Here is a 13,811-nt window from a genome sequence, read left to right as displayed (position 1 = left end):
ATGGTGTAGGGGGCGTTTGCGCCGACCTGCGCGTAGATGTCGATGTTCTGCAGTGCCGCCAGCGCCTGGCCCTCCAACGACATGTCGAACACGCGCTGACCGGGGCCGGTGATGCCGGAGTAGATCTCGGCGTGCAGCAGGTCGACCTGATACGTGCCGTTGGCCACCGGCACCTCATAGGTGTAGCTGCCGCCCGGCGTCCAGCGCTCGTCCTGATAGAGCGCATCGTCGGTCGTGCCAGAGATGCCGGCGGACGTGGAGGAGACCTGGCTTGCCGCACCGCCGGTGGTCGGGCCGGCGTCGGCCTGGAACACCACGCCGTTGCTCGCCGTCACCTGGCCGCCGCCCACGTTCACCGCCTTGACGAGCTGGCCGGTCGGCCCTGTCGAGGTGATGAGGATGTCGTCGAAGGATGCCTGGAAGGTGTTCTGGCTGCCCTCACCCGTGTTGCTCGACCACAGGCCGACGGCGAGGCCGCTGTCCTTGCCCTGAACTGCGTAGTCGCCGTTGATCGCAGTCAGGATCGAGGTGCCGGCGAGATTGATGGCATTGCCAGTCATCTTCACCGGCCCGCTGCTGCCGGTATAGGTCACCGACGGCGTGGCCTGCGACGTCGCTCGATTGACCAGGAGCTCAAAGACCAGGTTGCTGCTGGCAGGCGCTGTCGCGACGCCCGGCGCGTTCAGGGTCTGTGAGGCGATGACGGCGCCGTTGCTCTCGAGCTGGAACAGCATGCCGTTGGGCCCAGCCACGACCTTGAGGAAATTGGACTGGTCGCCGGTGCCGATAAAACCGCCGATCTCGCGCACCGTGGGCGCTGTAGGCAGCCCGGGGAACGGATTGATCGCCGTCCACTTCACATTGAAGGTCTGTACGTTCGGCGCCAGCGCCACGCCGGTCTGGAACACGAACTCGCCGGTGTTGGCGCTGCCGCTCGCCGTCCCCGTCGATACTTCCTCGACCACGACGAGACCACCGCCGGCGGCGGTGCCGATCTTCACGTTGGTGAGATCGAGGCCCCCCTCGGCGACAGGCGCCACGAAATCGCGTGTGCCGTTGGCCATGTGACCGGTGAGGCCGAGGAACAGCCCGTCGGGGCCGGGCGCGCTGTCGCCAGCGCCGAACTGGAAGTTCCAGTTCAGGCTGGCGTTGCTCGCCAGGAACGTGCTGAAGCCATTGGCGGCGTCGGCCTGAAACGGGTCGACGGTATTGAGCAGGCCGTCGTCGTCGATGTCCGTATCGCTCGCAGGCGCCTGGTCGCTCGGTGTCAGGGCCTGGATCTGGTCGGCGCCGATCAAGGCGACCCAGATGGAGCCACCCGGCCCCTGGACCAGGTCGAGCGGCGTGCCGCCGAGTGTCGCGAGTGTCGTGACGCCCTGCACGGTGACGCCATCCGGCGCGAGCTGGATCAGCTTCAGCGTGCCGTCGAACGAGGCGGTGATCAGGTCGCCCTTGATCTCGCTGTTGAAGCTCGTCGCGGTGTACTCCATCAGGCCATTGGTCGAGGCACCGAACTGCGCCAGCGATTGCTGCCCGGCGGTGGACTGGCCCTCCTGCGCAAGCCGCGCGGCGGAGGAGCTGAACTTGGAAGGGTCGATCACGAAGCCCGGCGCGATCTGCACGCCGGACGGCACAGCCGCTGCGGCATTGGGGATCGTGGCAATGACTTGCGGTTGGGATCCGTCGGCATAGGACAGGACTGAGCCGGTCTGGTTGCCACGCGTCGGATCCGGATGGCCGTAGTAGCTGCCGTCGGCCAGCAGGTAGAGAAAGTCGAGACTGCCGGTGCCGCCGTTGTTGACCTGGTTGGTCGGCTTGCCGTTGGCATCGAGGATGGGCGCGCCGCCGAGATCCCCGTTGCTGCCGTTGTCGACGGTAAAGAGCTTGCCCGACTCGGTCAGAACCACGTCGAAGGCGTTGCGCAGGCCGGTGGCGAAGATGCGCAGCGGCGCATCGGCCGGCAGGATCGCCTGATTGAGGCCGTCATTGCCGCCGAACGGCCCACCCACATCGAGGCCGCCTGCAGTCTCGTTACCCGTCGTGCCATTGTTGGATACCGTCGGGTCGTCGAGTGTGGGCAGGTCGTATTTGTAGATGCTGGTAACGCCGGGAGCGTGGGTGAAGACCTTGTTGGGAATGGCCTCGAGTGCCACGAGGTCGATCTCGAGCACCGCAGCGGACAACGCATATTCCGGCGTGTTGGAGAAGAAACTCGAAGGCGCGCCGTTGTTGGTGTTGCCGCCCTGCACCAGGTAGAGCTTGGTGCCGTCGGCGCTCAGCACCATGCCGTTGGGCGAGTGGTTCTCCTCCGAACGCGGCAGGCCGCGAATCAGGTCGACTTTGGTCCAGCTGGCGCCGTTCCAGGTTAGCTTGGAAAGAATTCCGGAGTTGGTGTCAAGATTGAGATCGCTGAAGTTGGCGATGCGCGGATCGCTCGAGGTGACGTAGATGACGGGATTGGCGGCGGGTCCCGCCACCACGATGCCGGTGACCTGCCGTTCGGTCACCGAGGTGTTGAGCGACCCGTCGTCGTTGTGATTGGCGATGCTCTTGATGAGGCTGAGCGTCTGCGCCTGGACCGCCGACCACTGACCGGGCACCGGCTGGGTGACATCGTAGATCCTGATGAGGCCGTCCTGCTGGGCGACATAGAGTCGGCCGTCGGGGCCGAACTGCAAGCTGGTGGGATTGGTAAGTCCGTCGGTGATTCCGAATACCACAGACTGAGTAGCGAAAGAGACTGCCATTTCGGCCTCCTTGACACACAACAGACAAACGGGCGGACCAGCGGCGAGATCTTCAAGCCGAGCCGAAGAATCCCCACATCCCAAATTCATCGTAGCAGAGCATTTATCGCCTCTTGCTGTAGTTCTACAGGCGACGAGTCGCGATCCATGACCATGCGCCGGTCCACAAAGACCGTACTGCAGCTGTCACTAGTTTGTGACAGTTTCTATGGTTTCAGCGGCAAGGTAGCCGTTCAAGGCAAGCGTCGAACACCAGCGTGGAATATGCGCCAATCTGCAGCAAGCCACAACGCCAGGCGGCGCCTATCTCGTGCAACGTCGTTGGCTCAGCGCCGATGCGCGCAAACCCGGTTGCGACCCTCGGCCTTGGCGCGATAGAGCGCCTCGTCGGCCTGGCGAACCAGATCGGCCGCCGGCGTGCGGCCGTCGTTGCAGGTTGCGACGCCGATACTGACCGTCACGGTGCCCCAGACCGGATTCGAACGCGCCGCAATGGCCGCAGCGAGCGCCTGTGCCGTGGCGAAGGCCGCGTCCGCACCGGTCTCCGGCAGCAATACACCGAACTCCTCGCCTCCGAATCGCGCGATCACGTCGCTCGCTCTCAGCCGCTCCCGAAGCGTGTCGGCCAGCATGCGCAGCACCTCGTCGCCCACGGGATGACCATGGACGTCGTTGATGCGTTTGAAATGATCGGCATCGACCATCAGCACACTCAGGTCTCTTCGGTTGCGACGTGCATCCGCCAGCGTGCGCTCGAGCATCGGATCGAAGACGCGCCGGTTGAGGAGCCCAGTGAGCGCATCGGTCTGTGCCTGGCGACCCAGTTCGGCATTGGCGACCTGCAATTCGAGCGTGCGTTCGCGCACCTGCTGCTCGAGGGCCTCGCGGGCGGTCAGCAGGCGGTGTGTCATGCCTGCGATGGCCTGCGACAAGGTGCGCATCTCGGCGCTGCTCGCAACCTGGGGGATGCGGACGTCGGTCATGCCCGCCTCGACGTCGCGCACGGCACGCGCCATGCGTTTCACGTCGGTCCCGAAGCGGTGGGCCGCGATGCCGGCGAGGAGCGCGGCGACCATCGCGATCAGCACACCGACGAGCAATGCGCTGCGCGTGGTCTGAGAGATCGCGGCGAAGGCCACTGCGGCGGGCTCACGGGCAACGACCGTCCAACCGAGATCGCTGACCCTGTCGTGCGCAGGCAGACGGGCCGATGCGGTCAGGAACGCAGCGCCGTCATGCCACTTCAACACCGCGGGCGTACTGGCCAAGGCAGGCATGCGCACACCGTCTCTCGCAAGCTGCTGCGACTTGCCGTCGGGCGAATAGATCACGTCGCCCTGGCGATCGAAGATGAAGACTTCGATGCCTCGATCGCGTGCTTCGGCTGGCAGCACCGTGCCGATCACCTCGGCGGCCCAGTCCCAGTTGACGTGCACGCCAAGCACGCCGATGGTGTTGCCATCGCGCTGGATGGGTGCCGCATAGTCGACGAAGCGCAGCGGCTCGCCGCTGGCCGCAGCAGGCAGCAGGGAAGCCAGCAGCTTGGCCGCGTGCAGATCGCCGACGAAAAGGCCCTTGCGCGCCTCCATGAACCAGGGCCGTTCGAGAACGCTGACGCCAAGAAGCATGCCTCTCGTCGCGGATCGAACCTGCCCCGATGTGTCGGCCACGCCCACCCAGGCCGCCTTGCTGAGCGTCGCGTCGAGCATCTCAATTGTTTGTTTCACGGTCGTCGAATCCAGCCCATCCGCCCAGAGCGCGTCGCGCCGAACGAGGGTGTCGACAACGTCGGCGTTGTTCTGCAAGCCGGCCCTGAAGAGCTGGGCGGCGTTGGAGGCGATGAAGGCGAGCGATCGTCCGGCGTCGGCGCGCACGCGTTCGCGCAGCATCTCGCTGAGACCCCATGTGATCGCGATAGATGCAAGAACCACAAGAGCACCGAAGACCACCGTCAACTGCATCTTGAGGCTGAAAGGTGGACGAGGGAAACGCAAGGTCATGGGGCGCAATTTATAGGGGCTGGGTGTTGGGCAAACGACAACACGCATAACCAGGCGCGATCCCATGCGCTGAGCGTCCGACGTTTGCGCTCACGAACCGATGGTTCCGCTGCGTGAGAACTCAGACCATCCACGATTGCATGCTGATACCTCGAATACCGATGACTTAAAAGCGTGCTGAATGCCTGCACAGGCATAGAGAAAGTTTCCACAAACCACTATCGGCAGGACGGCAAGAAACTTAAGAGAAATTTTGGCTGCCGGCATCGCGCAGGAGGAGCGGCAGCACAAGGAAGACGAGTCGACCAGGGCGATCAGCCGATGCCCGACGCGCGGTGCGCATGCGTCTGCGTACTGGCACGGGGCGCTGTGCGCTGCGCATCGAGAGCAGCCGCCAGCGACGCGGGTAACGGCAGCGGTTCCGCATGCCAACGTGCTGCCAGCAGCTCGGCGCACAGCACCGCGAAGCTGAGCCCGCGCGAGCCGAGCGCGCTGCACAGCCAGGGGCCCTGCGGGGCATCGGCATCGCACGGCCCGACCAGCGGGCGGCGGTCGTGCGATGCACAGCGCACGCCGGCCCAGGCCTGGACCTTTCCTTGAAAGAACGCATCGCCCAGCATCGACGCCGCGCCCGGATGCAGCCGTGCGAGCCGCTCACGGTTGGCTTCGGTGTCGGCGTCACGCACTTCCAAATCGCGGCTGTCGCGGTCGAAGGTGGCACCGGTCAGCCAGCAGGCGCCACCGGCATCCGGCACATGGGCGATGAAGTGGCCATCGCCGTTGAGGGGTGTCGTGGGCAGGTTGGGTGCCCAGTCCATCCGGCCCCAGGCGACTTGGCCGCGCACGGGTTGAAGGGTCTGGCCTGGTGCCAATGCGGCGCTGTCGACGCCGGCGGCGATCACCACGCGGTCGGCTTCGACGAGCACCTGATCTTCACTGTCGAAAAGCTGCCAGCCGGTTAGGGCAGTACTGGCTTCGATACGCGCCACGCGCGCGCCGCAGCGCACGGTGACGCCGGGCTGCGCCAGCCATGCCGCCACAAGTCGCGCTGGCTTGGCCCAGCCGCCACCGGCATGCCAGAGGGCTGTCGTCTCGTCGGGCAGGCCGGCCGATCGCAGTTGCGCCGCATCGGCGCGCCACGATTCGTTCGGCCCTTCGGCCGACCAGCTCACCGGCAGGCGATCGTCGCCCGGCGCGCGGCGCTCGATGACGCCGCTGGCGCGCCAGTCGACACCTTCCTCGAGCCGGTCGTGCAACTGCTGCCAGGTCAGCCGCAGGCCGGCGCGCGTGAGACGCGAGAGCAGCGCATCGTCGGGCGACACGTGCGGCGCGAACACGGCGACCGGCACGCCCGAGGCCCCGGTGGCGGGCCGCTCGGCGGCGTCGAGCACCGTCACCCGCCAGCCGCGGCGCGCCAGGCTGGCCGCCACCGCCGCGCCCGCCAGGCCGGCGCCGATCACCGCGCAGTGACCCGGCATCACGGCCTCGGCCGCCGGCGTGCGCCGCCGCACCGTCCACGCCGGCGCGAACTCGCCCTCGAGGCCGTCGCGACCCGCCGACCCTCGCACGGTGAAACCGTTCTGCACCAGCGCGTCGCGCACCCCCTGCGCGCTGCTCGAGGTGGTGATGCGCGTGCCGAACCGGGCGAAGCGCGACACCGCCTTCAGCGTGTCGGGCGACCACAAAGTCGGGTTCTGCGCGGAGCCGGAGCCGTCGAGGCCGATGGTGTCGGCCTCGAAGCGCTGGGCGCGCAGCATCGTCTGCACCTCGCCGAGGCACAGCGTGAGCAGCACGTGGCCATCGTCGAAGGACAACCGATGGAAGCCGGGCAGCAGGCCGTGCCATTGCGCTGCGAGCAGCGCGGCGAGTTCGGCCAATTGGGGTTCGGCGGCCGCCGCGCGCAACAACTCGTCGCGCGACAGCGGATGCGCCTCGATGGCCACGACGTGCAGCATGTGTGGTCGCTGCGCGTCGTTGCGCCACGCCTGCCACGCCGCCAGGAAATGCAGGCCGAAGCCGAAACCGATCTGAAGAACGCGCCACTGCGGCCGATCGGCCCATGCCGCGGGCACGCCGTCGGCGCGCCAGGCGACCGGCTCGGCCACCGGGTCAGGCCGCGGGCGGCACGTAGCCCTGGGCGACGTCGGCGCCTTCGCCGAAGAAGTGCTTCTCCATCTGGCGCTTGAGGTACTCGCGGGCGCGCTGGTCGGCCAGGTTCAGGCGGTTTTCGTTCACCAGCATCGTCTGCTGCTTGAGCCAGGCGGCCCAGGCTTCCTTGCTGACGTTTTCCCACAACCGCTTGCCGAGATCGCCGGGGTAGGGCGGGAAGTCGAGCCCTTCGGCCTCTTTGCCGAGCTTGATGCACTGGACCATGCGTGCCATTTTGTTTGCCTTCGTGTGGGTTGTCGGGCGTGCCGCTGGGCGGAGCCTGCTTAGTTGATTTAGCTATTTAGAACTGAGAACTTGGTCGTTCCCTGTTCCTTATGCCGAATTCAGAATCGGTGACTTCATCGATATGCCCCTTGCGCAGAACAGAGAGCAGACCACCATGAGCCTTCGCCGCGACTTTATCAAGCTTTCCCTCGGCGCCGCCCTCGCGAGCGGCATGGCCCTCACGGCGGTGCCGGCCTTCGCCCAGACGGTGAACCTGCTCAACGTGTCCTACGACCCGACGCGCGAGTTTTACGTCGACTACAACAAGGCCTTCGCTGCCTACTGGAAGGGCAAGACCGGCAAGGACGTGGTGATCAAGCAGTCGCACGGCGGCTCGGGCAAGCAGGCGCGCTCCATCATCGACGGCATCGACGCCGACGTCGCCACGCTGGCGCTGGCCGGCGACACCGACGCGCTGGTCAAACACGGCGGGCTGGTCAAGGCCGACTGGCAGAAACGCCTGCCGCACAACTCGGCCCCCTACACGTCGACCATCGTCTTCCTGGTGAAAAAGGGCAACCCGAAGGGCCTGAAGGACTGGGACGACCTGATCAAGCCGGGCGTGCAGGTCATCACCCCCAACCCGAAGACCTCGGGCGGGGCCCGCTGGAACTACCTGGCCGCCTGGGAATTCGCCAAGCGCAAGTACGGTGGCGACGATAAGGCCAAGGACTTCGTCGGCAAGCTCTACAAGAACGTGCCGGTGCTCGACACCGGCGCCCGCGGCTCGACCATCACCTTCGTGCAGCGCGGCGTGGGCGACGTGCTGCTGGCCTGGGAAAACGAGGCCTACCTGGCGCTGAAGGAATTCGGTCCCGAGAAGTTCGACATCGTCGCGCCCTCGATCAGCATCCTGGCCGAACCCACCGTGGCGGTCGTCGACAAGGTGGTCGACAAGAAGGGCACGCGCGCCGTCGCCGAGGAATACCTGAAGTACCTCTACTCCGACGAAGGCCAGGACATTGCCGGCCGCAACTACTACCGCCCGACCTCCGACAAGGCCAAGGCCAAGTACGACAAGCAGTTTCCCAAGCTGACGCTGTTCACCATCGACCAGGCCTTCGGCGGCTGGGAGAAGGCGGACAAGGCGCACTTCGCGGACAACGGCTCCTTCGACCAGATCTACACCAACAAGTGATCGCCACCGAAAGCATCGTGTGACTGTTCTCCTGATTGCCGGTAGCCCGACTTCGCCCTCGCGATCGTCGGCCCTGCTCGAAGCGGTGGGCCAGCGGCTGGAAGGGCGCGGCGCCCGTATCGACCGCATCGCCGTGCGCGAACTGCCTGCGCAGCCGCTGCTGCATGCCGACTGGAGCCATCCGGCCGTCGAGCGCGTCATCGCGCAGGTTGCCGAGGCCCGCGTGGTGGTGATCGCCACGCCGGTCTACAAGGCAGCCTACAGCGGCGTCCTGAAGGTCCTGCTCGACCTGCTCGCGCAGGACGCGCTCAAGGGCAAGACGGTGCTGCCCCTGGCCACCGGCGGCAGCCCGCACCACATGCTGGCGCTCGACTATGCGTTGCGCCCGGTGCTGCAGGCACTTGCCGCCCGGCAGATCCTGCCGGGCGTCTACGCCACCGATTCGCAGGTCACGCTCACGCCCGAAGGCGCCTACCAGGTGCATCCGGACCTGGCGCGCCGGCTCGACGATGCGGCCGAGGCGCTGGCGGCCGAAGGCCTGAAGCTGGCGCCACGCCGCGGCTTCGACCCGGTGCCCTTCTCGCAGGTGCGATGTAGCGTCTGACGGGCGCGCCCGTCAGCACGTCTTTCTCTCCCATTTCACCGTTCCTTCGACAACGCCGCTGCATGCGGCGCGGGACAACGCACGCCGAAAGAAACCGAACCATGACCCGTCTTGCCATTCCTCGCCGCCGTCTGATCCAGGGCGCTGCCGCCGCCGTGATGCTGCCGGCGCTCGGCGCCTTCGCACAAGCGCCGGCGCGCACGCTGCGCATCGGCAACCAGAAGGGCATCCTGAGCCTGCTCAAGGGTCGCGGCACGCTGGAGAAGCAGCTCGCGCCGCTGAACGTGTCGTTGAAATGGACCGAGTTCACCGCCGGCCCGGTGCAGCTCGAGGCGCTGAACGTCGGCTCGATCGACTTCGGTGACGTCGGCGAGGCGCCGCCCATCTTCGCGCAGGCCGCCGGCGCGCCGCTGGCCTATGTGGCGGCAACGGTGCAGCGCCCGGCGGTGGAGGCCGTGATCGTGCCCAAGGGCTCTGCCATTCGCACGGTGGCCGACTTGAAGGGCAAGAAGATCGCGCTCAACAAGGGCAGCAACGTCCATTACTTCATCGTCAAGCTGGCCGAGAAGAACGGCCTCGCGTACAGCGACCTGAACCTGGTCTACCTGCCGCCGGCCGACGCCCGCGCCGCGTTCGAGAAGGGCTCGGTCGATGCCTGGGTCATCTGGGACCCGTTCCTCGCTGCCGCGCAGACCACGCTCGACGCACGCCTTTTGGCCGACGCGACCGGCGTGGTCGGCAATCGCGCCTACTACTTCTCGTCGCTCGACTACGTCGCGAAGAACGCCGACGTGCTGAAGATCGTCGTCGAGGAAATCAACCGCATCGACCAATGGGCCGAGGCCAACCAGGGCGCCTACGCCACCGAACTGGCCGCGTTGCTCGGGCTGCCCAAGCCGGCGCTCGACCTGTTCGTCGGCCGCAACCGCTACGGCACCACGCCGATCACCAAGGCGATCCTGGCCGAGCAGCAGCAGATCGCGGACACCTTTTTCGCGCTCAAGCTGATCCCCAAGAAAATCAACGTGCTCGACGCCGCTGCCGCCGGCATCGCCTGACGAGGAGGCCCCATGCAAGTCTTCTGGTTCCTCCCCACGCACGGCGACAGCCGCTACCTCGGCACGACCGAAGGCGCGCGCACGGTTGACCTGCCCTACCTGCAACAGATCGCCGGTGCGGCCGACCGGCTCGGCTACGAAGGCGTGTTGATCCCGACCGGCCGCTCGTGCGAAGACCCATGGGTCATCGCGTCGAGCCTGATCGGTGCGACCAGCAAGCTCAAGTTCCTGGTGGCGGTGCGGCCGGGCCTGCACCAGCCGAGCCTGGCCGCGCGCATGGCGGCGACCTTCGACCGGCTCTCGGGTGGGCGCGTGCTGGTCAACCTGGTGACGGGCGGCGACCAGGCTGAGCTGGAAGGCGACGGCGTGTTCCTCGACCATGCGTCGCGCTACGAGCAGTCGGCCGAGTTCATCCGCATCTGGCGCGAGATCATTGCGCGCAGCCACGACGGCCAGAGCTTCGACTACGAGGGCAGGCACCTGAGCGTGAAGGGCGCCAAGCTGCTGTTCCCACCGACGCAGAAGCCATACCCGCCAGTGTGGTTCGGTGGCTCGTCCGAAGCCGCGCACGAGCTGGCGGCCGAGCAGGTCGACACCTACCTGACCTGGGGTGAGCCGCCCGCCGAGGTTGCCAAGAAGATCGCCGACGTGAAGGCGAGGGCGGCGCGCAAAGGTCGCGACGTGAAGTTCGGCATCCGCCTGCACGTCATCGTGCGCGAGACCGACGACGCCGCATGGAAGGCGGCCGAAGAACTGATCAGCCGCGTCGACGATGCGACCGTGATCCGCGCCCAGGCGGCATTCGCGAAGATGGATTCGGTGGGCCAGCGGCGCATGGCCGCGCTGCACGCCGGCGGTGCCAAGCGCAAGCGCGAGGACCTGGAGATCAGCCCGAACCTCTGGGCCGGCGTTGGCCTGGTGCGCGGCGGTGCCGGCACCGCGCTGGTGGGCGATGCGAAGACGGTGGCGGCACGCATCGAGGAATACGCCGCGCTCGGCATCGACAACTTCATCTTCTCCGGCTACCCGCACCTGGAAGAGTCCTATCGCTTCGCCGAACTCGTCTTCCCGCTGCTGCCGCGCAAGCAACGCCCCGGGCTGCCGGGCCAGACGCTGACCGGGCCTTTCGGCGAGGTGGTCGCGAACCTCGATGCGCCGTCGCGCCTTCTTTCCCAAAGCTGAGATCCGCATGACCGAACAAGTACAACCCTTGCCGGCGACCCGTGCGCCATCTTTCGCCGGCCTCAAAGGCTTCGGCGCCAACGTCGCCGGGCGGCTCGTGCCGTGGATCGTGCCGGTGACGCTGATCGTCGTCTGGCAGATCGCGTCGTCGCTGGGCTGGCTGTCGACACGCGTGCTGCCGGCGCCACTCGATGTGCTCAAGGCCGCGTGGACGCTGACCGCCTCGGGCGAGCTTTGGACCCACGTCAAGGTGAGCGCCGGCCGCGCGCTGGCGGGGCTCGCGATCGGCGGCGGTCTGGGCCTCGCGCTGGGCCTGCTCACCGGCTCGGTCAAGTTCTTCGAGACGCTGCTCGACTCGACCATCCAGATGGTGCGCAACATCCCGGCGCTGGCGCTGATCCCGCTGGTGATCCTGTGGTTCGGCATCGACGAGACGGCCAAGCTCTTCCTCATCAGCGTGTCGGTGTTCTTCCCGATCTACCTGAACACCTTCCACGGCATCCGCAACGTCGACCCGCAGCTCATCGAGATGGGCCGCACCTACGGCCTCAGCCGTTGGCAGCTGTACCGCGAAGTGATCCTGCCGGGCGCGCTGTCGTCGATCCTGGTCGGCCTGCGCTTTTCACTGGGCCTGATGTGGGTGATCCTGATCGTGGCCGAAACCATCTCGGCGCAGGCCGGCATCGGCTACCTCACGATGAACGCCCGCGAATTTTTGCAGACCGACATCGTGCTGGTCGGCATCCTGCTCTACGCGCTGCTCGGCAAGCTGGCCGACCTGTTCGCGCGCGGCCTCGAACGCTGGTGGCTGCGTTGGCACCCCGGCTACCAGTCCAAGTGACGCCTGAGAGAAACACCCCATGACCTCATCGCTTTCAATCACACGCCGTGGCGCGCTTGGCACGTTGGCTGCGCTCGGCGCCGCCTCCACCTTCGCGCAGGCCCCATCGACCGTTCGCATCGGCTACCAGAAGTCGTCGACGCTGATCGTCGTGCTCAAGACGCAGGGCACGCTCGAACGGCAACTCGCGCCGCTGGGCGTCAAGCCGAGCTGGCACGAATTCACCAGCGGGCTGCCGCTGCTGGAGGCACTCAACCTCGACAACCTCGACTTCAGCGCCGACGTGGCCGACACCGTGCCGGTGTTCGCGCAGGCGGCCGGTGCGCAGGTCACCTTCGTCGCGCAGGAGGCACCGTCGCCATCGGCCCAGGCCATCCTGGTGCGCGAAGACTCGCCCATCAACACGTTGGCCGACCTCAAGGGCAAGAAGATCGGTTTTGCCAAGGCGGCCGGCGCGCACTACCTGCTGATCGCTGCGCTCGACAAGACCGGCCTCTCGCTCAAGGACATCGAGCCGGCCTACCTCACGCCGGCCGACGGCCGCGCGGCCTTCGAGAAGGGCGCGATCGATGCGTGGGTCGTGTGGGATCCGTTCCTCGCCGCCGCGCAGCGCCAGGCCAAGGTGCGCGTGCTGGCCGACGGCACGGGGATCGCGTCGTACCAGCGCTACTACCTCGCGAGCACCCAATTCGCGAACGCCCGTGCCGATGTGCTGGGCGTGATCTACGCCGAACTGGCCAAGGCCGGCCAGTGGGTCAAGGCGAACCCGAAAGACGCCGCGGCCTTGCTGGCGCCGGTGTGGGGCATCGACGCCGCCACCGTCGAGCAGGCCAACTCGCGTCGTAGTTACGCCGTGCGGCCAGCGGTGCCGCAGGGGTTGACCGAGCAGCAGAAGATCGCCGACGCCTTCTTCGCCGAGAAGCTGTTGCCGAAGAAGATCGACGCGCTCGCATCGCCGCTATTCAAGCTGGGAGCCGGCGCATGAGCGCCGTGTTCGACGCGCCGATCATCGCCGGCGGCGTGAAGCTCGAAGTGCGCAACGTGCACAAGCGCTACGGCGAACGCGAGGTGCTGCGCAACACGCAACTTACCATCGAGCCGGGCCAGTTCATCGCCATCGTCGGGCGCAGCGGCTGCGGCAAGAGCACGCTGCTGCGGCTGGTCGCGGGCTTGGAGCCCGCCACCGACGGCACGCTGTCGACCGACGGCCGCGCCATCGACGGCCTGCACGACGACACGCGGATCATGTTCCAGGAGGCGCGCCTGCTGCCGTGGCGCCGCGTGCTGGACAACGTGACGCTCGGCCTGCCGGCGCACCTGCGTGCACGGGGCCGCGAGGTGCTCGCTCAGGTCGGCCTGGCCGACCGCGAAAACGAATGGCCGGCGCGCCTGTCGGGCGGCCAGCGGCAGCGCGTGGCCCTGGCCCGTGCGCTGGTGCATCACCCGCGGCTGCTGCTGCTTGACGAACCGCTCGGAGCGCTCGACGCGCTGACGCGCATCGAGATGCACCGCCTCATCGAGCGCCTCTGGCAGACGCACCGCTTCACCGCCTTGCTGGTCACGCACGACGTGCAGGAAGCCGTGGCGCTGGCCGACCGCGTGATCCTGATCGAGGACGGCCGCATCGCGCTCGACGAGAACATCGCCCTCGCACGGCCGCGTTCGCAGGGCGACCCGGCCTTTGCCGCCATCGAGAAACGCATCCTCGACCGCGTGCTGCAGAAGCCCGCTGCCGAAGACCCGCAATCCGCCAACGACACGCGCTGGGCCGACGGCCCGGCCCACGTGCTGCGCTGGGCTGTCTGATT

Annotated in this window: 11 protein-coding genes; 7 read left to right on the top strand and 4 right to left on the bottom strand. The window is 67.1% G+C overall.

What is annotated here, in order from left to right; genetic code table 11:
* The 4 genes from ACSFBE_RS05945 to ACSFBE_RS05930 all read right to left on the bottom strand — a co-directional run.
* Window positions 1-2,837 (bottom strand): malectin domain-containing carbohydrate-binding protein (locus tag ACSFBE_RS05945; RefSeq protein WP_435489451.1); only part of this gene is annotated, 2,837 nt, incomplete at its 3' end.
* A 236-nt stretch (window positions 2,838-3,073) separates the two neighbouring features.
* Window positions 3,074-4,747, bottom strand: coding sequence for a sensor domain-containing diguanylate cyclase (locus tag ACSFBE_RS05940; RefSeq protein WP_435489450.1), 1,674 nt, complete (start codon window positions 4,745-4,747; stop codon window positions 3,074-3,076).
* A 314-nt stretch (window positions 4,748-5,061) separates the two neighbouring features.
* Entirely contained in the window at window positions 5,062-6,852 is a 1,791-nt protein-coding gene (gene mnmC1 / locus ACSFBE_RS05935; RefSeq protein ID WP_435489449.1) for an FAD-dependent 5-carboxymethylaminomethyl-2-thiouridine(34) oxidoreductase MnmC1, read from the bottom strand.
* A gap of 4 nt (window positions 6,853-6,856) precedes the next feature.
* Window positions 6,857-7,129 carry an oxidative damage protection protein gene (locus tag ACSFBE_RS05930; RefSeq protein WP_262078033.1) on the bottom strand — a complete coding sequence of 91 codons (273 nt, stop codon included), beginning with the start codon at window positions 7,127-7,129 and terminating at the stop codon, window positions 6,857-6,859.
* A gap of 166 nt (window positions 7,130-7,295) precedes the next feature.
* Between ACSFBE_RS05930 and ACSFBE_RS05925 the strand changes: the two genes are divergently transcribed.
* The 7 genes from ACSFBE_RS05925 (at window position 7,296) to ACSFBE_RS05895 (ending at window position 13,809) form a co-directional block, all read left to right on the top strand.
* Window positions 7,296-8,318, top strand: a complete 1,023-nt coding sequence (locus ACSFBE_RS05925) for a sulfate ABC transporter substrate-binding protein (RefSeq protein ID WP_435489448.1) — start codon at window positions 7,296-7,298, stop codon at window positions 8,316-8,318.
* A gap of 19 nt (window positions 8,319-8,337) precedes the next feature.
* A complete protein-coding gene (gene ssuE, locus ACSFBE_RS05920; protein WP_435489447.1) occupies window positions 8,338-8,922 on the top strand; it encodes an NADPH-dependent FMN reductase in 585 nt (194 codons plus the stop codon).
* 101 nt (window positions 8,923-9,023) lie between these two features.
* Complete coding sequence (locus ACSFBE_RS05915) at window positions 9,024-9,980, top strand: sulfonate ABC transporter substrate-binding protein (protein WP_435489446.1); 957 nt, start codon at window positions 9,024-9,026, stop codon at window positions 9,978-9,980.
* A 12-nt stretch (window positions 9,981-9,992) separates the two neighbouring features.
* Window positions 9,993-11,162, top strand: a complete 1,170-nt coding sequence (gene ssuD / locus ACSFBE_RS05910) for an FMNH2-dependent alkanesulfonate monooxygenase (protein WP_435489445.1) — start codon at window positions 9,993-9,995, stop codon at window positions 11,160-11,162.
* 7 nt (window positions 11,163-11,169) lie between these two features.
* The gene (gene ssuC, locus ACSFBE_RS05905; RefSeq protein WP_435489444.1) at window positions 11,170-12,003 is read left to right on the top strand and encodes an aliphatic sulfonate ABC transporter permease SsuC; all 834 of its coding nucleotides are present in this window, start codon (window positions 11,170-11,172) and stop codon (window positions 12,001-12,003) included.
* A gap of 19 nt (window positions 12,004-12,022) precedes the next feature.
* Window positions 12,023-12,988: an aliphatic sulfonate ABC transporter substrate-binding protein gene (locus ACSFBE_RS05900; RefSeq protein ID WP_435489443.1), complete on the top strand. Its 966-nt coding sequence runs from the start codon at window positions 12,023-12,025 to the stop codon at window positions 12,986-12,988.
* Window positions 12,985-13,809, top strand: coding sequence for an ATP-binding cassette domain-containing protein (locus ACSFBE_RS05895; RefSeq protein WP_435489442.1), 825 nt, complete (start codon window positions 12,985-12,987; stop codon window positions 13,807-13,809). Before ACSFBE_RS05900 ends, ACSFBE_RS05895 begins: the two co-directional genes overlap by 4 nt.
* The last annotated feature ends 2 nt before the right edge of the window (window positions 13,810-13,811 follow it).

Source organism: Variovorax sucrosi, from assembly GCF_051216635.1.
Lineage (GTDB): Bacteria > Pseudomonadota > Gammaproteobacteria > Burkholderiales > Burkholderiaceae_C > Variovorax.
This window is presented reverse-complemented; position numbering and strand designations above follow the sequence as displayed.